This window comes from Paracoccus salsus, assembly GCF_021556615.1.
Taxonomy (GTDB): Bacteria; Pseudomonadota; Alphaproteobacteria; order Rhodobacterales; family Rhodobacteraceae; genus Paracoccus; species Paracoccus salsus.
The window spans coordinates 410602-430442 of sequence record NZ_JAKGGD010000001.1; the positions used below are offsets into that span (position 1 = coordinate 410602).

At 67.3% G+C, this 19841-nt stretch carries 22 protein-coding genes; 15 read left to right on the forward strand and 7 right to left on the reverse strand.

The genetic code is table 11. The features are described from left to right. The first annotated feature begins 166 nt into the window (after nucleotides 1-166). From panC to L1965_RS02055, 3 genes are all read left to right on the forward strand, one after another. On the forward strand, nucleotides 167-1024 hold the full coding sequence (gene panC / locus L1965_RS02045) for a pantoate--beta-alanine ligase (protein ID WP_235754734.1): 858 nt from the start codon (nucleotides 167-169) through the stop codon (nucleotides 1022-1024). A gap of 9 nt (nucleotides 1025-1033) precedes the next feature. Continuing rightward, nucleotides 1034-1843 (forward strand): 3-methyl-2-oxobutanoate hydroxymethyltransferase, encoded by an 810-nt coding sequence (panB, locus tag L1965_RS02050; RefSeq protein ID WP_235754735.1) that lies wholly within the window; start codon nucleotides 1034-1036, stop codon nucleotides 1841-1843. Nucleotides 1844-2021: 178 nt separating this feature from the next. Next, a complete protein-coding gene (locus L1965_RS02055; RefSeq protein ID WP_235754736.1) occupies nucleotides 2022-2225 on the forward strand; it encodes a hypothetical protein in 204 nt (67 codons plus the stop codon). Nucleotides 2226-2340: 115 nt separating this feature from the next. Here the strand turns inward: L1965_RS02055 and L1965_RS02060 are convergent, their stop codons facing one another. Together L1965_RS02060 and L1965_RS02065 are read right to left on the reverse strand one after the other, a co-directional pair. Then, nucleotides 2341-3516, reverse strand: a complete 1176-nt coding sequence (locus tag L1965_RS02060; protein WP_235754737.1) for an MFS transporter — start codon at nucleotides 3514-3516, stop codon at nucleotides 2341-2343. Nucleotides 3517-3522: 6 nt separating this feature from the next. Then, complete coding sequence (locus L1965_RS02065) at nucleotides 3523-4524, reverse strand: 2-hydroxyacid dehydrogenase (protein ID WP_235754738.1); 1002 nt, start codon at nucleotides 4522-4524, stop codon at nucleotides 3523-3525. A gap of 355 nt (nucleotides 4525-4879) precedes the next feature. On the opposite strand from L1965_RS02065, the gene L1965_RS02070 reads away from it, so the two are divergent. Then, complete coding sequence (locus L1965_RS02070) at nucleotides 4880-5365, forward strand: SH3 domain-containing protein (protein ID WP_235754989.1); 486 nt, start codon at nucleotides 4880-4882, stop codon at nucleotides 5363-5365. 40 nt (nucleotides 5366-5405) lie between these two features. On the opposite strand, the gene L1965_RS02075 is transcribed toward L1965_RS02070, so the two are convergent. From L1965_RS02075 to infC, 4 genes are all read right to left on the reverse strand, one after another. Next, nucleotides 5406-7430 carry a M3 family metallopeptidase gene (locus L1965_RS02075; RefSeq protein ID WP_235754739.1) on the reverse strand — a complete coding sequence of 675 codons (2025 nt, stop codon included), beginning with the start codon at nucleotides 7428-7430 and terminating at the stop codon, nucleotides 5406-5408. A gap of 166 nt (nucleotides 7431-7596) precedes the next feature. Next, nucleotides 7597-8652, reverse strand: coding sequence for a HesA/MoeB/ThiF family protein (locus L1965_RS02080; protein ID WP_439332042.1), 1056 nt, complete (start codon nucleotides 8650-8652; stop codon nucleotides 7597-7599). 17 nt (nucleotides 8653-8669) lie between these two features. Beyond that, entirely contained in the window at nucleotides 8670-9143 is a 474-nt protein-coding gene (gene dut, locus L1965_RS02085) for a dUTP diphosphatase (RefSeq protein WP_235754741.1), read from the reverse strand. Nucleotides 9144-9213: 70 nt separating this feature from the next. After that, nucleotides 9214-9795, reverse strand: a complete 582-nt coding sequence (gene infC / locus L1965_RS16015) for a translation initiation factor IF-3 (protein WP_338421461.1) — start codon at nucleotides 9793-9795, stop codon at nucleotides 9214-9216. 172 nt (nucleotides 9796-9967) lie between these two features. On the opposite strand from infC, the gene L1965_RS02095 reads away from it, so the two are divergent. The 11 genes from L1965_RS02095 (at nucleotide 9968) to L1965_RS02145 (ending at nucleotide 19226) form a co-directional block, all read left to right on the forward strand. Then, a complete protein-coding gene (locus tag L1965_RS02095; RefSeq protein ID WP_235754743.1) occupies nucleotides 9968-10696 on the forward strand; it encodes a hypothetical protein in 729 nt (242 codons plus the stop codon). Nucleotides 10697-10734: 38 nt separating this feature from the next. After that, nucleotides 10735-11565, forward strand: coding sequence for a glycosyltransferase family 2 protein (locus L1965_RS02100; RefSeq protein ID WP_235754744.1), 831 nt, complete (start codon nucleotides 10735-10737; stop codon nucleotides 11563-11565). Nucleotides 11566-11659: 94 nt separating this feature from the next. After that, nucleotides 11660-11959, forward strand: a complete 300-nt coding sequence (locus L1965_RS02105; RefSeq protein ID WP_235754745.1) for an alkylphosphonate utilization protein — start codon at nucleotides 11660-11662, stop codon at nucleotides 11957-11959. 115 nt (nucleotides 11960-12074) lie between these two features. Further along, nucleotides 12075-12584 carry a bifunctional 3-hydroxydecanoyl-ACP dehydratase/trans-2-decenoyl-ACP isomerase gene (gene fabA / locus L1965_RS02110; RefSeq protein WP_235754746.1) on the forward strand — a complete coding sequence of 170 codons (510 nt, stop codon included), beginning with the start codon at nucleotides 12075-12077 and terminating at the stop codon, nucleotides 12582-12584. A gap of 23 nt (nucleotides 12585-12607) precedes the next feature. Then, on the forward strand, nucleotides 12608-13837 hold the full coding sequence (fabB, locus tag L1965_RS02115; protein ID WP_235754747.1) for a beta-ketoacyl-ACP synthase I: 1230 nt from the start codon (nucleotides 12608-12610) through the stop codon (nucleotides 13835-13837). 28 nt (nucleotides 13838-13865) lie between these two features. Further along, entirely contained in the window at nucleotides 13866-14666 is an 801-nt protein-coding gene (locus tag L1965_RS02120; protein WP_235754748.1) for an enoyl-ACP reductase FabI, read from the forward strand. 15 nt (nucleotides 14667-14681) lie between these two features. Then, nucleotides 14682-14987 carry a DUF421 domain-containing protein gene (locus tag L1965_RS02125; RefSeq protein ID WP_235754749.1) on the forward strand — a complete coding sequence of 102 codons (306 nt, stop codon included), beginning with the start codon at nucleotides 14682-14684 and terminating at the stop codon, nucleotides 14985-14987. Continuing rightward, nucleotides 14984-15820: an alpha/beta fold hydrolase gene (locus tag L1965_RS02130; RefSeq protein ID WP_235754750.1), complete on the forward strand. Its 837-nt coding sequence runs from the start codon at nucleotides 14984-14986 to the stop codon at nucleotides 15818-15820. The genes L1965_RS02125 and L1965_RS02130 overlap by 4 nt, the downstream gene beginning before the upstream one ends. 102 nt (nucleotides 15821-15922) lie before the next feature. Next, complete coding sequence (locus tag L1965_RS02135) at nucleotides 15923-17053, forward strand: SPFH domain-containing protein (protein WP_235754751.1); 1131 nt, start codon at nucleotides 15923-15925, stop codon at nucleotides 17051-17053. A gap of 2 nt (nucleotides 17054-17055) precedes the next feature. Continuing rightward, nucleotides 17056-18297, forward strand: a complete 1242-nt coding sequence (locus L1965_RS02140; protein WP_235754752.1) for a TFIIB-type zinc ribbon-containing protein — start codon at nucleotides 17056-17058, stop codon at nucleotides 18295-18297. Nucleotides 18298-18314: 17 nt separating this feature from the next. Beyond that, a complete protein-coding gene (locus L1965_RS02145) occupies nucleotides 18315-19226 on the forward strand; it encodes a carbohydrate kinase family protein (RefSeq protein ID WP_235754753.1) in 912 nt (303 codons plus the stop codon). On the opposite strand, the gene L1965_RS02150 is transcribed toward L1965_RS02145, so the two are convergent. Continuing rightward, nucleotides 19223-19822 carry a class I SAM-dependent methyltransferase gene (locus L1965_RS02150; protein WP_235754754.1) on the reverse strand — a complete coding sequence of 200 codons (600 nt, stop codon included), beginning with the start codon at nucleotides 19820-19822 and terminating at the stop codon, nucleotides 19223-19225. The two genes, L1965_RS02145 and L1965_RS02150, sit on opposite strands and share 4 nt — an antisense overlap. Nucleotides 19823-19841 lie beyond the last annotated feature (19 nt).

Here is a 19841-nt window from a genome sequence, read left to right on the forward strand (position 1 = left end):
CTCCTCTGGCCTGTTCCAGCCCCGTATCTGACAGAGCCACCGCGCGCCGGTCCCATCGCCCCGACCTTTGGCGGCGAAAAACGACATGCTGCAACGCAGCGCTTGTGCGAATCCGCGCGAGCCCTGTAACTTGCGCCTCACCCAAAGGGCGGAGGAGGACGACTCGATGCAGATCTGCCGCAGCACGCAGACGATCCGGGACTGCGTTGCCGCATGGCGGGCCGACGGCCAGCGCGTGGCTCTGGTGGCCACGATGGGCGCGCTGCATGAAGGGCATCTGCATCTGCTGGCGCAGGCCCGCGACTGGCTGGACGCGCATGGCGGTGGCCGCATCGTCACCTCGATCTTCGTCAACCCGATGCAGTTCAACCAGCCGGCCGACCTCGAGACATATCCGCGGGACGAGGAAACCGACCTGGCCATGCTGCGCCGGGCGGGCTGTGACGCGGCCTTCCTGCCAGGCGTCCGAGACATCTACCGGCCCGGCGCCCAGACCGTGGTCGAGGTCACCGGCCTGTCGCGCATCCTGATGGGCCGGCTGCGGCCGGGCCATTTCCGCGGCATGACGACAATCGTCACCAAGCTGCTGAACATCGTCGGGCCCGACGCCACGGCCTTCGGCGAGAAGGATTATCAACAGCTGACCATCGTGCGGCGGCTGGTGGCGGATCTGGACATTCCGGTACGGGTCATCGCCGTGCCCACGGTGCGCGAACCCGACGGTCTTGCGATGTCCTCGCGCAACCGCCGCCTGACACCCGCGGACCGCGCCGCCGCGCCGGTGCTGAACAAGGCGCTGGATCACGGCCAGCAACTGGTCGCCCGGGGCGCCACCCCCGCCGCCGTCCGGACCGCGATCCGGCGCATCCTGCGGGCCGAACCGCGTGCCACCATCGGCTCGATCGACGTTCGCGATGCCGACGACCTGTCCCGCATAGCCGCCATCGTCCGGCCGGTCGTCATACTGCTGGCCGTCCGCTTCGGCGACGTGTTGCTGATCGACCAGCGCGTCGCCCATCCATAGGAGCCGCCGATGTCCGCACAGGCCCCGATCACCCGCATCACCGCGCCGCGGATTGCCGCGCGAAAGGGCGGCACGCCGATCGTGGCACTGACCGCCTATACCGCCCCGATGGCCGCGATGGTCGATGCCCACGCAGACCTTATCCTGGTCGGCGACAGCCTCGGCATGGTGGTCCACGGCCTGCCATCCACCATCGGCGTCACGCTGGACATGATGATCCTGCACGGGCAGGCAGTGATGCGCGGCAGCGCCCGCGCGATGGTCGTGATCGACATGCCCTTCGGCAGCTACGAGGAAAGCCCCCGGCAGGCTTTTCACAACGCAGCCCGGCTCATGGCCGAAACCGGCTGCGGCGCGGTCAAGCTGGAAGGCGGGGCGCGGATGGCCGAAACCATCCGCTTCCTCGTCGAACGCGGCATCCCGGTCATGGGTCATGTCGGCCTGACGCCCCAGGCGACCAACACCATGGGCGGCTTCAAGACCCAGGGCCGCGATCAGGCCAGCTGGCCGGCCCATATCGGCGATGCGCAGGCGGTGGCCAGTGCCGGGGCCTTCAGCCTGGTGGTCGAGGGGGTGATGGAGGGACTCGCCGACCAGATCACCGAAGCCGTGGCGATCCCGACCATCGGCATCGGCGCCTCGGCGGGCTGCGACGGTCAGATCCTGGTGCTGGACGACATGCTGGGCCTGTCCGGCCGCGTCCCGCGCTTCGTCAGGAAGTTCGGCGATCTCGGCCCGCGCGCCGAAGACGCCATCGCAGCCTACGCCGCCGCTGTCCGCGACCGCAGCTTTCCGGCGCCCGACCAGACCTATCGCTGAGACATCCCCGAAAACCATCGCCTGAAGCCTTCAAGGCGACCAGGCCGCAGCATTCCCACAGACGCCTTTCTTGACCTGCCGGTTGACGGGATCACCTCGCATTTCGGTACGCCGTGTTCGACTCTGCCCTCTTTCGCCCCGCCGCGGATCACGCCGTGGGCCTGGTGTCTCCGCTCTCATGATCGCCCGTCTCGCGGGCATCGAATCGCTGGTTTCGGGACTGGTCGCCGACCGGATGATTGCGGGACGGCATCGCCCGAAGGCGCAACCGGCTGCCCAGCGCGTCGCGCATATCGGTTCGGCACGGTTTGCGGGGCGGCCGGCGGCCGGCGCCATCGCCCGGACCGCCACCCATCTTCGCGCCGACGGCGATATCCCGTGACGGGCCCCGTCCACGCCGCGGCCGGGCGATGTTGCTGCGACCCCGGCCCTGACGGTTCGGATCGCCCTCGCCGTCGCGACCGGGGTCGGCGCCGGCGTCGGCCTTGCGCTGCGCCTCAGACGGGGCTCGGGGTCGGGGCGCCCTCCTTCTCGAAATCGGCCGAACCCACCAGCGGGGCCAGCAGAAGCGGCACCGCCAGCAGCACCGCAAGACCCAGATAGATGGAGGCAAAGCTGGTTCTCTCGGCCATCCAGCCGATCGTTCCCGGGGCCAGCAGGATGCCCGAATAGCCCATCGTGGTCACGACCGACAGGCCGATGCCCCGCGCCATGCCCGGCAGGTTCCCGGCCGCCGAAAAGGCGATCGGCACCAGGTTGGCGATCCCCAGTCCGGCCAGCGCGAATCCCGCGATCGCCAGCGCCGGCCCCGTCGCCAGCCCCGCCAGGATCAGCCCGGCCATAGCGATCAGCGCACTGAAACGCAGCGTCCGCACAGCGCCCCAGCGCCGGCGCAGAAGGTCGCCCAGAAAGCGCATCACCGCCATCGTGCCCGCGCAGGCCGCAAAGCCCCACCCGGCCAGCGACAGCGACACGCCCATCTCGCGTCGCAGATAGACGGCGGCCCAGTCGAGGATCGCGCCCTCGGGCACCATGCAGCACAGCGCCATCAGGCCGATCACATAAGGCAGGGGTGATCGCGGCAGCCGCAGGCGGACGGCCGCCGGCTCGGTGGGCGATGGCGCGTCCCGCAGCACCCTGGGCAGCGCCAGCGCCAACGCGCCCGCCAGCAGCAGCGTCACCACCAGCGCATGGCCGACATCGCCCAGCCAGGTGATCGCGATCCCTCCGGCGCCCGCCCCGGCCAGCCCGCCCAGGCTCCAGAAGCCGTGGCAGGACGACATGATCGCGCGCTGCCTTGCCCGCTCGACCGCGACCGCGTTGGCGTTCATCGCGATGTCCATCCCGCCGATCATGCCGCCGAACAGGAACACCGCCCCGATCACCGTCGGCAGGGTCGGAGCCAGCGAGATCAGCGCCAGCGTGGGTGTCGCAAGCATGGCCGCCAACCGCAAAGCCCAGGCCGAGCCTCGGCTGGCCGTCAGCGCGCCGAAGACCGGCATGATCGTGATCGCGCCAAGCCCGAGCATCAGCACGATCACCCCGGCCACGGCTTCGGAAATCTCGAGCCGCTGCATCAGCACCGGCAGCTTGGGCGCCCAGCTTCCGACCATCAGACCGTTCAGGAAGAACAGGCCCGAAACGGCAAGCCGCGCCGGCGTTCGTGGCACCATGGCTGCCTACAGCATTGACGGCACGACAAGATCGGGGGGCCGGTGTCCGTCGGCAAAGGTCTTGATGTTGATGATGACCTTCTCACCCATTTCGGTCCGCCCCTCGACCGTTGCGCTGCTCATATGCGGCAGCAGCACGACATTGGGCAGTTCGCGCAAGCGCGGGTTGATCTCGTGCCCGTGCTCGAACACATCCAGCCCCGCGCCCGAGATCTCGCCCGCGCGCAGCATCCGGGTCAGCGCGTTCTCGTCGATCACCTCGCCCCGCGAGGTATTCACGACCACCGCCGACGGTTTCAGCAGCTTCAGCCGCCGCGCGTTCAGCAGGTGAAAGGTCGATGGCGTGTGGGGCGCGTTGACGCTGATCACATCCATTCGTGCCAGCATCTGGTCAAGGCTTTCCCAATAGGTCGCGTGCAATTCTTCCTCGACCTCGGGGCGCAGCCGCTTGCGGTTGTGGTAGTGGACCTGCATGCCGAAGGCGTTCGCACGCCGCGCCACGGCCTGCCCGATCCGGCCCATACCCAGGATGCCCAGCCGGCGGCCCCCGACCCGACCGCCCAGATGCGCCGTCGGGGCCCACCCGCCCCAGCGACCGGCCTGCATCTCGGCAAGGCCCTCGGGGATCTTTCGGGTCACCGCCAGGATCAGCGCGATGGTCATGTCGGCGGTGTCCTCGGTCACGACGCCGGGCGTGTTCGATACCAGCACCCCGCGCTGGCGTGCCGAAAGCACATCGATATGATCCACACCGGCACCGTAATTCGCGATCAGCTTCAGCCGCTCGCCCGCCTGCGCCAGCATGTTGGCGTCGATATGGTCGGTGAGTGTCGGGACCAGCACATCACTGCCCTGCATGGCGGACACCAGTTCCTCGCGCGACATCTTGCGGTCATCCTCGCGCAGCACGACGTCGAACAACTCCTTCATGCGGGTCTCGACAGGCTCGGGCAGGCGGCGGGTGACCGAAACGCGCAACTTCTGGCGCGAAGGCTGGGTGCTGTGCATGGGAACCTCACTTTCTCGAAGTCGTGTGGGTGGCACACTTCCATTGCCGGGCGGCTTTTGGCAAACTGCCCGCGATATGGGGCAGGCACAAGACCCCACACGGGCGCGTCCGGCAAACGGCTACCGATATGGCGGCATGCCCGGATCCGCGTCTGCTGAATGGATGTGGGGCAAGTCGGGCAACCGGCCAGGCAGGAACGGACGGCATATGGACAGACGGGCGCTTGGCAGACTCCATGCGATGATCGTGGCGGCGGTTGCTTTGCTCATTCTCGGGATGTCGCCGCCCGCTGCTGCCGGGGCGGCGGGACGTGATGGCGGCGATTCGGCTGGCGCGGTCGTCACACTGACGCCGATGGGACCTTCGGCGAATGCGCGGGTGGTGCGTGTCCAGGCCAGCGATGATGACCAAATGCGCGGGCCGGTCACCAATCTGCCGCTGCCGCGCTATGTCAGCCTGAAGGGCAACGAGGGCAATGCCCGGCGCGGTCCCAGCCTGTCGCACCGGATCGACTGGGTGTTCCGCCATGCCGGTATGCCGCTGCGCGTCGTCGCCGAATTCGGCCATTGGCGGCGGGTCGAGGACAAGGACGGCGCAGGCGGATGGGTGCATTACGCGCTGCTGTCGGGCGTCCGCACCGCGCTGGTGACGCAGGACATGACGGAATTGCGCACCCGGCCCAGTGAGGATGCGGATGTGGCCGCCGTGGCCGAATCCGGCGCGATCGTCCGGCTGGGAGAGTGCAATCGCGACTGGTGTCGCATCTCCGGCGGCGGTCAGCGCGGCTGGGTGCCGAAATCCGCGATCTGGGGCGTCGACCGTATCGAAATCCGCGATTGACCCGGCCGCTGGCGCGGCCGTTCGCCATTTCCCCGTGCGGTCATCCCAGTCCGCGACCTTTCAGCAAGGCATCGACGCCGGGCATCCGCTGCCGGAACGCCATCCACAATTCCTCCGCCGGAGCCGAGCCTCCGCGCGACAGGATGGTCCGTTCCAGCCGCCGCGCGGTGGCGGGGTCGAAGATGTCGCCGGTTTCCTCGAAGGCCGCGAAGGCGTCGGCGTCCATCACCTCGGACCACATGTAGCTGTAATACCCGCTGGCATAGCTGTCGCCGGCGAAGACATGGGCGAAATGCGGCGTCGCGTGCCGCATCGGGATGGCTCGCGGGGCGCCCAGCTGCTCCAGGATCTCGGCCTGCAGCGCGATCGGATCGGCAGGCGGCACGCGGCGATGAAATTCCAGATCGACCAGCGCGCTTTCAAGATATTCGGTGGTCGCGAAGCCCGCATCCGCCTTTCCCGCCGCGATCACCCGGTCCCGCAGATCGGCGGGCATCGGCGCGCCGGTGTGGACATGCCGGGCATGGGCGTCCAGCACCTGCGGCTGTTCCAGCCAGTGTTCGTAAAGCTGGCTGGGAAGTTCCACGAAATCCTGCGCCACCGATGTCCCCGAGATCGAGGGCCATGTCACATCCGACAGGATATGATGGGTCGCATGCCCGAATTCGTGAAACAGCGTATGCGCGTCGTCCCATGACAGGAAGGCGGGCTGGCCGGGCGCTTCGGGAGGGGTGAAGTTGCAGACATTGACGACGATCGCGCGCTGCCCCTGGCCGATCTTGTGCTGCACCTGAAGCGACGAGCACCATGCCCCCGAACGCTTTGACGGGCGCGCGAAGAAATCGCCCAGAAAGATGGCCATCAGCCGGCCGTCCCGCGTCACCTTCCACGCCCTGACATCGGGCGACCAAAGGGGTGCGCTCAGCGGCTGGAACTCCAGCCCGAACAGGCGTTGTGCCACGTCGAACACCGCGCCCAGCATCGCATCCAGCGTCAGATACGGCTTCACCGCCGAGGGATCGACCTCGTGTTCGCGCCGACGCAGGCGTTCCGCGTAAAGTCGCCAGTCCCAGGCTTCCAGCGCGCCGTTCACACCATCCTCGCGGGCCATCGCGGTCAGACTGGCCTCGTCCTCGGCCGCGCGTGTCGTGGCGGGTCCCCAGACCTTCCCCAGCAATTGCTGCACGCGGTCGGCATTGCCCGCCATCTCGGGTTCCAGCTTCCAGGCTGCGAAATCCTGGTATCCCAGCAGCCGCGCGCGCTCATGGCGCAGCGACAGGATCTCGGCCACGATCGGCAGGTTGTCGCTGTCCGCGCCGCCCGCGCCCTCGCCCGAGCCCCGCGCCGCCCACGCCCTGAAGGCCACCTCGCGCAGGGCCCGGTCGCCGGCATGTTCCAGGAACGGCACGATCAGCGACCGGTTCAGCGTCAGCACCTGCCCGTCCCGTCCGCGTTCCCGCGCCGCGGTCCGCATCGACGCGATCAGCCAGTCGGGCAGGCCATCAAGCCGGTCATCCGGCACCGGCAGCACGTATTCGCGTTCGTCCGTCAGCACGTTCTGGGCGAATTCGGTTGTCAGCACCGCCATCCGGCTGCGGATCTCGCCCATCCGCCGGCGCGCCTCGCCCTCCAGCCCGGCGCCGGCGCGCGTCAGGTCGCGCAGCGCCAGTTCGGTGATGCGGCGATCCTCGGGCGCCAGCGACGCGGCCCCTTCGGCGACGGTCTTCACACGCGCGTAAAGGCGCGGGTCCATGCTGGTCCTGCTTCCGTAATCGGCCAGGCGCGGCGCGAAGTCGCGTTGAAGGGCCTGCCGGACCGGATTCGAATCCACCGCAGCGAGCGTGTAGAAGATCGACAGCACCCGGTTCAGCCGGACCTCGGCCGTCTCGATCGCGGCCACGGTGTTGCGAAAGGTTGCGGGCTCGGGGCTGGCCGCGATCGCCTCCATCGCCGCCTCGGCATCCGCAAGCCAGTGATCGAAGCCGGGTGCGAAATCCTCGTCCGAGATCAGGTCGAAACGGGGCAGCCCCTCGGGGCCGGTCCACTCGGTGAGTTCGGGATTCATCGCAAACCTCCTGTCGTTGAGGCTGACCCTATGCCGCGACCCTGCCAGTTTCCAGACCCGGCCGGAATCCACAGCCGAAGCGGCGTCGCGAAGATGCAGTCACCCATCGACCAGGCCAGCACGGGCCCCGGCCTGCGCCGCCGCGCCGGCAATTCCAAGCCAGGTCTCAACTGCCCGGCGCCATGGCGGCAGCCGACGGCTGGCCACAGACATCGCAGCCTTCACGCCGCGCGGTCCGGATCATCCTGGTTTCGCCATGGAGGCCGTCGAAGATCAGCATCCGCCCGCGAAGCCCCTGCCCTGCGCCGGTCAGGTGCTTGATCGCCTCAAGCGCCATCAGGCTGCCGACGACGCCCGGCAATGCGCCCACCACGCCGGCCTCGGCGCAGGCCGGCGCCAGCCCCGGCGCAGGCGCGAGGGGGAACAGACAGGACAGGCAAGGCCCGCCTTGAGCCGGGTCGTAAAGGGTGACCTGGCCTTCCCACTGGGCGATGGCCCCCGCAATCAGCGGCACCCCCGCCGTGACGCATGCCCGGTTGATCGCCTCGCGCGCGGCAAAGCTGTCGGTGCCGTCGATGACCAGATCGTGGTCCCCGATCAGCGCGACATCCGCCGCATCGATCCGGCGCAGGATCGGCCTTACCGTCACATGCGGATTCAACGCGTCCAGGGCCTGCGCGGCCGCAAGCGCCTTCGCCTCGCCCCGCTGGTCGGCCCGAAAGATGACCTGACGCTGCAAGTTCGACAAGCTGACGACATCATCATCGGCCAGCGTGATCCGCCCGACCCCCGCCGCCGCCAGATAGAGGCAGACCGGGGCGCCCAACCCGCCGGCACCCGCGACCAGCACGCGCGCGCCGCGCAGGCGCATCTGGCCCGGTCCGCCGATCTCGCGCAGGACAAGATGGCGGGCATAGCGGTCCAGTTCGGCATCCGACATCGCCATATCGTTGCCCCGCGGATCCGGACGCGGCGCTGGCCCGACCGGCTGTGGCGCGCGCAGACGCAGGCGGGACAGGATCCCGCGATAGGCAAGGATCAGCGCGACGACGCCTCCGGCCACCAGCCACTGGGCGGCGCTTCCGCCGATGGCCCGGGCCAACTCCGACTGCGGCAGCGTGGCAAGCAGCAACACATAGATCAGCCAGAGACATCCCAGGATCAGCAGGATCAGCCGCCTTGGCTGGCGCAGCACCAGCGCCAGCAAGACGAGGCCGGCCATGAGCCACAAGCCCAGCATCAGACGGTCCCGGTCGAGCCGAAGCCGCCCGAACCGCGCGCGGTCCCGGTGACGGCTTCGACCTCGGCGAATTCCGCCCGAGGGGCCGGTGCCGCGACGATCTGGGCGATGCGATCACCATGCGCGACGCGATACGGTTGCTGGCCCAGATTGATCAGGATCACCCCAAGCGGACCGCGATAGTCGCTGTCGATCGTGCCCGGCGCATTGGTCACCGTCACGCCGTGCTTGAGTGCAAGCCCCGACCGTGGCCGGACCTGCACCTCCCAGCCAGGCGGGATCGCCAGCACAAGCCCGGTCGGGATCAGGGCGCGCTGGCCGGGCGCAATCTCGACCCCGTCGCGCTGTCCGGCGGGAAAATTGGCCCGCAGATCCGCGCCGGCGGCACCGGCCGTCGCATAGCACGGCAGCGCGATCCCCGCATCCGCGTCGCCGGTCCGCTTCATCCCGATCACGGGTGCCTGCGTCGTCATCCCGGTCCCCTCAAGAAAAAGGCCGCGCGGCGATGCCTGCGCGGCCCGGTATCGATTGTCCCGCACGCGGTCAGCGTGGCGCGATCATCATCACCATCTGGCGGCCTTCCAGCTTCGGCATCGCCTCGACCTTGCCGGCCTCGCCGACATCGTCGCGGACACGGTTCAGCAGGTCCAGCCCAAGATCCTGGTGGGCCATCTCGCGACCCCGAAACCGCAAGGTGACCTTCACCTTGTCGCCACCTTCCAGGAACTTCATCACGTTGCGCATCTTGACGTCGTAATCATGGGTGTCGGTTCCGGGACGGAACTTCACCTCCTTGATGTCGATGACCTTCTGCTTCTTGCGCGCTTCGGCCTCGCGCTTCTGCTGTTCGTACTTGAACTTGCCAAGGTCCATGACCTTGCAGACCGGCGGCGTCGCGTTGGGCGAGATCTCGACCAGGTCCAGCCCGCTGTCCCTTGCCATATCAAGGCCGACCGAAGGCGGCACGACGCCGACATTTTCGCCCTCGGGGCCGATCAGGCGGATCTCGGACACACGGATCCGTTCATTGATGCGGGGTCCGGTATCGCGGGTGGGCGGTGCGTTATGAGGTCGACGAGCTATGGCGGAACTCCTTTTATGGCCATGGCGGAATGGATGGAAAATAAGCCCACGGACGCGGCGATTCAACCGGATTTGAACGGCCAGGCCGCGCTTATGACGGCTTGAGGCGGGAAATCGGCGGCTTTCGCGGACCGCTGATGGCTTTTCGGCGTTTTCACCCTGTGCGATAAGCGCCCTCAACGCGGCTTCGGCCGGGCGAAAGGACAACTCTGCCATGCGAACGCTCTTGCCCCTGATCCTGATTCTCTTTGTGGCGCTTGGCGGCTGGTGGTGGTGGTCCGCGAGCCATCAGGTTCCGGACGTCCCGCAGGCTGACCGGCAGCAATCCGACCTGACCACGCCCGACACGGCGGCCGGCGAGGCGGCCGGGATTGCCGGGATCACCGCCCGCGAAACCCAGGCGACGGCCGACGCGGTCTCGGAGACGGTCGCACGGGTTCCGGGCGGCAAACCGGTGCCCGCAGACGAGGTCGGCGATGCCGCGGACGCGGCGGCGGACGCGGCGGCCATCGCGGCGGACGCGGCAGCCGAGGCCGTCCGCGCCTCTCAGGACGCACGCGTCCCCTCGGCCGGCGCCGCCGCGACCGAGGCCGAGGCCGCGGCCGAGGCTGCGATCGCCGCCGCCGCCCGGGCCGCCGATGCCGCCGCGGACGCGGCCACCGGCACGATTGCGGAACAGGATGCTGCCGCCGAAACCGCCGACGCCGCCGAGGATGCCGCCGAGGCCACCGCAAGGGCTGCCGACGCGACCGCGGCCGCGGCCCAGATCGAGGCGCTGCTGACGCCCGAAGGATTTGATGCCGCACAGGTCACGAGGATCATCAACGACGCCCAGATCAGCGAACCGCAAAAGGCGACACTGCGCCGGCTGGTCGAGACGGCGGCGACGAATCCCGAACTGCTGCGCGCGGCTCTGGATCAGGTCAAGGCGGTGATGAAGTGACGCCCGCGTTTCCGGCGTTGAAGGATTTTCTTCGCCGCATGCCCGAAGCGATCGGAGCTGGCCCTCTTGCGATCATCCTCATCGAGGACGAAGCCGCGATCCGCGAGACGTTGCAGCACCATCTTGAGCTTGGTTTCCGCCATATCCTGGCGCTTTCGCCCGAGCCCATCATCCTGCCCGAGGATGGCGCGGGCCGAATCACCAATCTGGGCTGGGACACGCGCCAGCCGGCGGCCCATCTCGAGGCCGTCAACGCGGTGATCGGCGCGGTGCCGGTCGGCACATGGCTCTATTACTGCTTCAACGCCGAATTCCTGTTCTTTCCGTTCTGTGAACATCGGCGGATCGGGGAAATGCTGGCATTCCACGGCGAGGAACGTCGCGATGCGATGCTGAGCTATGTGATCGATCTCTATACTCCCGATCTGGAAAGATGCCCCGACTCGGTCGATCTGCAAGAGCCGATGTTCGACCGCACCGGTTATTACGCGCTTGGCCTGTCCGGACCCGATGGTCGGCCCCTCGATCGCCAGCTTGCCTTTCACGGCGGGTTGCGCTGGCGGTTCGAGGAACATCTGCCCGCTGACCGACGTCGGATCGACCGCATCGCGCTGTTCCGGGCCCGGAAGGGGCTGACAATCGGTGCGGATCATCATTTCAACATCCCAGAATACAATACCTATTCCTGCCCCTGGCACCACAACCCGACATCGGCCATCGCCTCGTTCCGGGTCGCCAAGGCGCTGGCGACGAATCCCGGATCGCGCGATTCGATCCGCAGCTTCACCTGGCGCAATTCCCACCGGTTCGACTGGAGCGCGCAGCAATTCATGGATCTTGGCCTGATGGAGCCGGGCCAGTGGTTCTGAGCCCCGCGTTGCGCCCGGGACCGCGGCGCTGTAGCAGCGCCCGTGCCAGCTGGCCGGATCCCCCCGCGACCAGGCTGGCAACGGGGGCGGGACAATGACCGGTGACGACGACTATATCTACGACGAGGCGACCGGCGAATGGCGACCGGCCGCGGCCACCGATGCCCAACCGGCCGCTGCGGTCGAGGTGCGGGACGCCGCCGGCAACTTTCTGGCGGACGGCGACGCGGTCGTGCTGATCAAGGACCTGAAGGTCAAGGGCGCAGGCCAGACGCTGAAACAGGGAACCGTCATCAAGTCGATCCGGCTGACCGACGATCCGCGCCACATCGAGGGCCGCCACGACTCGATCCGGGGGCTGGTGCTGCGGGCAGAGTTCGTCCGCAAACGCTGAGGGACCCGGCGGCGGGCCCGCATCGCTTTGACTTGCACGGGCTTTGCGGCGAATGATAGACCAACCTGAACTTGGAAACGGGACGGCACTGTGCCCGGATGGAAGGCAAGACTGCATGGCAATGACCCAGACCAGCTTTGACCGCGACGATCTGCTTGCCTGCGCGCGCGGCGAGCTGTTCGGAGAAGGCAACGCCCAACTGCCCGAGCCGCCCATGCTGATGATGGACCGCATCACCGAGATTTCCGGCGACGGCGGGCCGCACGGCAAGGGCCATGTCGTCGCCGAGTTCGACATAAAGCCCGATCTGTGGTTCTTCGCATGCCATTTCCCCGGCAATCCCATCATGCCGGGCTGTCTTGGTCTGGACGGGCTGTGGCAGCTGACCGGCTTCAACCTGGGCTGGCGTGGCTGGCAGGGGCGCGGCTATGCGCTTGGCGTGGGTGAGGTCAAGCTGACCGGCATGGTCCGCCCGGACCGCACGCTGCTTCGCTACTTCGTCGATTTCACCAAGGCCGTTCAGACCCGCCGGCTGACGATGGGCGTTGCCGACGGCCGGGTCGAGGCCGATGGCGAGATCATCTATCAGGTCAAGGACATGAAGGTCGCGCTGTCGGCCAATTGACATTTTTTGGAGGAGGCCTTCCCATGCGACGCGTCGTCATCACCGGGCTCGGCATCGTTTCGCCCATCGGCAACAACGCAGCCGAGGTAACCGACAGCCTGCGCACCGGACGCTCGGGCATCGTCTTTGCGCCCGAATATGCCGAACACGGCTTCCGCAGCCAGATCCACGGCATGCCGCAGATCGTGCTCGAGGATCATATCGACAAGCGCAACCTGCGCTTCATGGGGCCGGGTGCGGCCTACAACTTCATCGCCATGGAACAGGCGATCAAGGATAGCGGGCTCGAGGACAGCGACGTGTCGAACCCGCGCAGCGGGCTGATCATGGGATCGGGCGGACCCTCCACGTCGAACTTCTTCGAAGCCCATCAGATCGTCATCGAAAAGGGCGCGCCCAAGCGCATGGGCCCGTTCATGGTCACGCGCTGCATGTCCTCGACCAACTCGGCCTGCCTGGCCACGCCGTTCAAGATCAAGGGCGTGAACTATTCGATCACCTCGGCCTGTTCGACCAGCGCGCATTGCATCGGCAACGGCGTCGAGCAGATCCAGATGGGCAAGCAGGACATCGTCTTTGCCGGCGGCGGCGAGGAGCTGGACTGGACCCTGTCCTGCCTGTTCGACGCGATGGGTGCGATGTCGTCGAAATACAACGATACGCCCGAAACAGCCTCGCGCCCCTATGACGCGACCCGCGACGGGTTCGTGATCGCGGGCGGCGGCGGTGTCGTCGTGCTGGAAGAACTGGAACACGCCAAGGCGCGCGGCGCCAAGATCTATGCCGAGGTGACCGGCTACGGCGCCACCAGCGACGGCTATGACATGGTCGCGCCGTCCGGCGAGGGTGGCGAACGGTCGATGCGGGTCGCGCTGGCGACGCTGCCCGAGGGGCGCAAGGTCAGCTATGTCAACGCCCACGGCACCTCGACCCCGGTCGGCGATCTGGGCGAGATCAAGGCCCTGCGCCGCGTCTTTGGCGAAGGAAGCACGCCGCCGGTCAGTTCCACCAAATCGCTGACCGGTCACAGCCTTGGCGCGACCGGCGTCCACGAGGCGATCTATTGCCTGCTGATGTTGCAGCATGACTTCATCGCCGCCTCGGCGAATGTGCAGACACTGGACCCCGAGTTGCAGCCAAGCGAGATTGCCACCAGCCGGGTGGACGACGCGGGTCTGGATTCGGTGCTGTCGAACAGCTTTGGCTTCGGTGGCACCAACGCCACGCTGTTGATGTCCAGATATCTGGAATAACATAATAAAACGACGCAGAGGGCAGAACATGGGCGATCTTCTGAAGAACAAGCGCGGGCTTGTGATGGGGGTCGCCAATGAGCGCTCCATCGCGTGGGGCATCGCACGGGCCGCCGCCGCCGAGGGTGCGGAATTGGCCTTCAGCTATCAGGGCGAGGCCTTCGGCAAGCGGGTAGAGCCTCTGGCTGCTTCGGTCGGATCGGATCTGCTTGTCGATGTGGATGTCGGCGACGACGCCTCGCTGGACGCCGCGTTCGCAACCATCGCCAAGCGCTGGGGCCGGCTGGATTTCCTGATCCATGCCATCGCCTTTTCCAGCAAGGATGAGCTGACGGGCCGGTTCATGAACACCAGCCGCGCCAACTTCAAGCGCAGCCTGGACATCAGCTGCTATTCGCTGATCGAAGTCGCGCGGCGCGCACATCCGATGATGACCGCCAACGATCAGGGGGGCGGATCGATCATCACGCTGACCTATGGCGGGTCGAACCGGGTAACACCTTTCTACAACGTCATGGGCGTGGCCAAGGCGGCCCTTGAATCCAGCGTCCGCTATCTGGCCAATGATCTGGGTCCCGACGGCATCCGCGTCAATGCGATCTCTCCGGGCCCAATGAAGACGCTGGCCGGCGCAGCGATCGGCGGCGCGCGCAAGACGTTTCGCCATACCGAGGCGAACGCGCCACTGCGCGCCAACGCCACGCTCGAGGCGATCGGCGGTACCGCCTGCTGGCTGCTTTCTGACTGGGGCGCCTGCACCACCGGCGAGATCGTGACGGTCGATGGCGGCTACCACGTGCTGGGCATGCCGCAAAGCGAGAACCTGTAACCTCCCGACCGTCGCTTGGAGTTCGCCATCGAAACGCTGTCCGCCGCCGCGATGAGGAACCGGCCCGGGCTGGCCGAGACGCTGCTGTCGGCCGGGCTGGCCCATGCCCCGTTGATCCTGTTGCCGCGGGTCAGTGGCAGGCGGACACTGTCCCGACGGCAAGTCTTCGACGTTGTCGTGACGGTCGCCATCGGCTCGTTCCTGGCGTCGCTTTCCCTGTCCGTCAGCGCAACGCTGGCGCACAGTGCAAGACCGGGGATCAGCGAGGTCCCACAGGCTGCCGAAACAGAACCGCCGCGCAATCCAGGGAGAGTTTCATGACACGGTTCTTCACCACCGAGGATGGCGCACGCATCGCCTATCGCGACCAGGGCGCAGGCCTGCCCGTGCTGTGCCTGGCCGGTCTGACGCGCAACATGGCGGATTTCGACTATCTCGCCCCGCATCTGCCCGATCTGCGTTTGATCCGCATGGATTATCGTGGGCGCGGGCAGTCGGACTGGACCGGCCCCGACACCTACAACGTCCCTCAGGAAGGGCGCGACGCGCTGGCCCTGCTGGATCATCTGGGGATCGGCCAGGCCGCGGTGCTGGGCACATCGCGCGGCGGACTGATCGGGCTTCTGCTGGCGGCGGTGGCTCATGACCGCCTGCTGGGGTTGTGCCTCAACGATGTCGGTCCGGTGATCGATCGCGGCGGGCTTGAGCGGATCATGGACTATGTCGGCCGCAATCCGAAAGCGGCGACGCATGCAGAGCTGGCCGCGAAACTGCCCGCTGCGATGCCGGGCTTTGCCGATGTGCCGGAAGGCCGCTGGCTGGCCGACGCACAGAGGCACTATGCCGAAACGCCCGACGGGCTGCGGATCCGCTATGATCCCGCCCTGCGCGAGGCATTCCTTGCCGCATTCGCGGACGAGTCCCCCGATCTCTGGCCACTCTGGGACGCCACGGCCGGCCTGCCGGTCGCGCTGATCCGCGGCGCGAATTCCGACCTGCTGTCGCCAGAGGTCGCGCTCGAGATGCAGCGCCGCCGCCCGGACCTGATCCATGCCGAGATCCCGGGCCGCGCCCATGTGCCCTGGCTGGACGAGCCGGAAAGCCTGGCGGCGTTGCGAAGCTGGCTCGCTGCGCTGTCCGCACCGCAGGGCTGAGGCGCGCATGCGCGACCCGACGATCGGCCCGCGGCGATTGACAATCCGCCCGTCCCGGCCCTGAATGCCCTCGGCACGGCCCAGGCAGGAAAGGCTCATCGCATGAGCATCTTCGACATTCTCGGCGGCGAGTTCATCGAGATCATCGAATGGACAGATGACAGCCGCGACACGATGGTCTACCGCTTCCCCACCGTCGGCAAGGCGATCAAATATGGCGCCAAGCTGACCGTCCGCGAAGGACAGGCTGCCGTCTTCGTCCATGAGGGACAACTGGCGGATGTGTTCGGCCCCGGCCTCTATCTGCTGGAAACCAACAACATGCCGATCCTGACGCGGCTGCAGCACTGGGATCACGGGTTCCGCAGCCCGTTCAAGTCGGAAATCTACTACGTCAACACGACGCGATTCACCGACCTGAAATGGGGCACCAAGAACCCGGTGATCGCGCGCGACCCTGAATTCGGTCCCGTCCGCCTGCGCGCCTTCGGAACCTATTCGATGCGCGTGACCCAGCCGGCGCGGTTCATGTCCGAAATTGTCGGCACCGACGGCGAATTCACCCGCGACGAGATCAGTTTCCAAATCCGCAACGTGATCACGCAGGAATTCTCGCGCATGATCGCGGGGTCCGGCATCCCGGTGCTGGACATGGCGGCGAACACCGACCAGTTGGGCAGGATGGTCGCCAAGGCGATCGAGCCGGTGATCGCCGCATACGGGCTGACGATCCCCGAATTCTATATCGAGAATATCAGCATGCCCGAAGCGGTCGAGAAGGCGCTGGACAAGCGGACCTCCATGGGGATCATCGGCGATCTTGACCGCTTCGGCCAATACGCCGCCAGCGAAGCGATGTTGAACGCCAGCCAGAACACCGGCGGCGCCGGGGCCGGCATGGGCGCGGCGATGGGGGCCGCGATGGGCATGGGCATGGCGCGCCCCGGCCCCTGGGGTCCCCAGGCTGTTTCCCAGGGCCAGCCCGCAACGGTCACGGCCGGGGCGCCGCCCCCCTTGCCCGGCAAGCAGGTCGAGACGGTCTGGCATGTCGCGCTGGACGGCGCGGCACAGGGGCCTTACGGTCGCGGACATCTGGGCCGCATGGCGACCGAGGGCAGGTTCGCGCGCGAGACGCTGGTCTGGACGCCAGGTCAGGACGGCTGGATGCAGGCGGATGACGTCCCGGAGCTGGCGCAGTTGTTCACCACCATGCCGCCGCCCTTGCCCGGCTGACCATGAGCTCGCCGCCGACCGAGTACCGCTACCCCTGCGAGAACTGTGGGGCCAGCCTGCGTTTCCGCCCGGGTCAGCAGGCGCTGATCTGCGACTATTGCGGACATCGGCAGCGCATCGGCGAGGGCGCGGTCGGCGATGCGGCGATCGTCATCGCCCCCCCGGCGGGACGGGCGCTGCAATGGGACGCCGGGCACAAATCGCCGGAACTGGTCGAATTGCCGCTGGAACAGGGCTTGCATCTGGATTCCACATCCGATCTGGCCGAGGAAACGCGCAGCCTCGCCTGCCCCAATTGCGGCGCGCGCATCCAGATGGCGGGTGCCAGCCACGCCAGCGCCTGCCCCTTCTGCGCCACGCCCGTCGTCGCCGACACCGGGGCCGCGCGACGCATCAAGCCGCAAGGCCTGCTGCCATTCCTGCTGAGCGAGGCGCAGGCTCATGCGGCGATGGAGGACTGGCTGGGTCGGCTATGGTTTGCGCCATCCGGCCTCGTTGCCTATGCACGGCGCGGGCGCAAGATGCGCGGCATCTATACGCCTTACTGGACGTTCGACGCGCGAACGCGATCGGCGTATTCAGGCCAGCGCGGCGATGCGTATCACGAAACCGTCTACGTGACGCGGCAGGTCAACGGCCGCAGCCAGCGTGTCGCACAGCAGGTGCGCCGGATTCGCTGGCGCGCAGCATCGGGCCATGTCGCGCGTGACTTCAATGATGTCCTGGTGCTGGCGTCTGCCTCGCTGCCGCGACGTTTCTCCGATGGTCTGACGCCGTGGGACCTGTCGCATCTGCGCCCCTATCGTCCCGGCTATCTGTCCGGGTTCGAGGCCGAGGGCTACACCATCCCGCTCTCTGACGGTCATGGCACCGCGCGCCAGCATATGGCAGCCGTGATCCACAACGACGCGCGCCGCGATATCGGCGGCGACGAACAGCGCGTCGCGCAGATCCGCACGGAATACAGCAACGAAACCTTCAAGCATGTTCTTCTGCCCGTCTGGACGGCCGCATATCGCTATAACGGGAAAAGCTATCGCTTCCTGGTCAACGGACAGTCCGGGCGCGTGCTGGGCGATCGTCCGTGGTCTGTCTGGAAAATCGCGGCCGCGATTGCCGTGGCGCTGGTTGCGCTAGCGGTTTTCCTGTATTTCGCCCATGCAGCGGGTTACATCCAGCTGGACGCTGGCGTGCCACCGGGCGCGGGCATACCGGGCGCGGACCATGTGATCCAGGGCTATTAGGGTGAAAGGGACGAGTCATGATCCTGTGCGCGGGCGAATCGCTGATCGACATGGTGCCGTCAGATGGCATGTTCCGGCCCCTTGCGGGCGGCGCGGTCTATAACACGACCGTCGCGCTGGGGCGCCTGGGCGAACCGACGGCCTATTTGTGGCCGATCAGCCGCGATGCCTTTGGCGATGTCTTGCTGGAACCGCTCGTCGAGGCTGGCGTCGACACCAGCCTTTGCCCGCGCTCGGATCGGTTGACCACGCTGGCGGTGGTGACGCTCAACGACGGTGACGCACGCTATTCCTTCTACGACGAGGGGTCCGCCGGCCGGATGCTGTCGCCCGAGGATCTGCCCCCGTTGCCCGACGACATCGAAGCGCTGTTCATCGGGGGGATCAGCCTTGTGCCCGATCCGTGCGGCGCGGCGATCGAAGCGCTGACCGCGCAGAACCGCGAACGGCTGCCGGTGATGATCGACCCCAACATCCGGCCGTTCTTCATCACGGACGCCGACGCCTTTCGCGCCCGGCTTGATCGCCTGCTGCCGATGACCGACATCGTCAAGCTGTCGGGGGACGATCTGGACTGGCTCTATCCGGACCTGGCCCATGACGAGGCCGCGAAGAGGCTGCATGAGGCCGGGCCGAAACTCGTCCTCCAGACCGGCGGGGCGTCGGGCGCGCGCGCATACTGGTCCGGAGAGACAGTCATCGCCCCCGCCGTCAGAACCAGCGTGGCCGACACGATCGGGGCGGGCGATACCTTCAATGCGGGCGTGCTGGCCAGCCTGCGCCGCCAGGGCGTGCTGTCAAAGGACGGGCTCGGCGCGATCACCGCTGATCAGATCCGTGCCGCCTTGACGCTTGGCGCACAGGCCGCCGCAATCACGGTCTCGCGGCCCGGCGCCAACCCGCCCTGGGCGCATGAAATGCCTGCCTAGGCCGGTTTTTTCACGATCACGTCGATCAGGGCTGCAAGCCCGGCATGGCCCTGCCCCTCATCCAGAATCGCGTCATGGTCTTCGGCGCGGATCACCTGCCAGCCGGGAAACGACGCAAGGATCATCGGCACGGTCCACAACTGGGCCTCGACCCTGGGCCCTCCCGAACTGTTGGCCATTTGTCGCGTGCTGAAGCCGTGCAGAAACACCTGCCCCCCGGGCCGCACGGAACGGCCCAGGCCGACGAGAATACGCGCCCTGAATTCGGGCCCGGCGAACTGGAAGAAGCAACCAAGAGCGGCGTCGAAGGCTTCGTCCGGCCAGGCAAATTCGGCCAGGTCCTCTGCCCGCCACTCGATCGACACAGCGTGCCGCGCAGCCAGGTCCAGCGCCTTCCTGCGGCCTGCCTCTGTCGGTTCGACAGCCGTCACCCGATAGCCCTGGGCGGCCAGCCAGACGGCGTTGCGCCCCTCTCCCTCGGCGATGGTCAGCACCCGCGCCGCGTCGCCCAGATGCCTCATATGGGTTTTTACGAACGTCGCCGGGGCTTCGCCGTAATGATAGCTTTCGTCGCCGAACCTCTCGTTCCAGTCCATGCCTTGCCAGCCTTTGCGT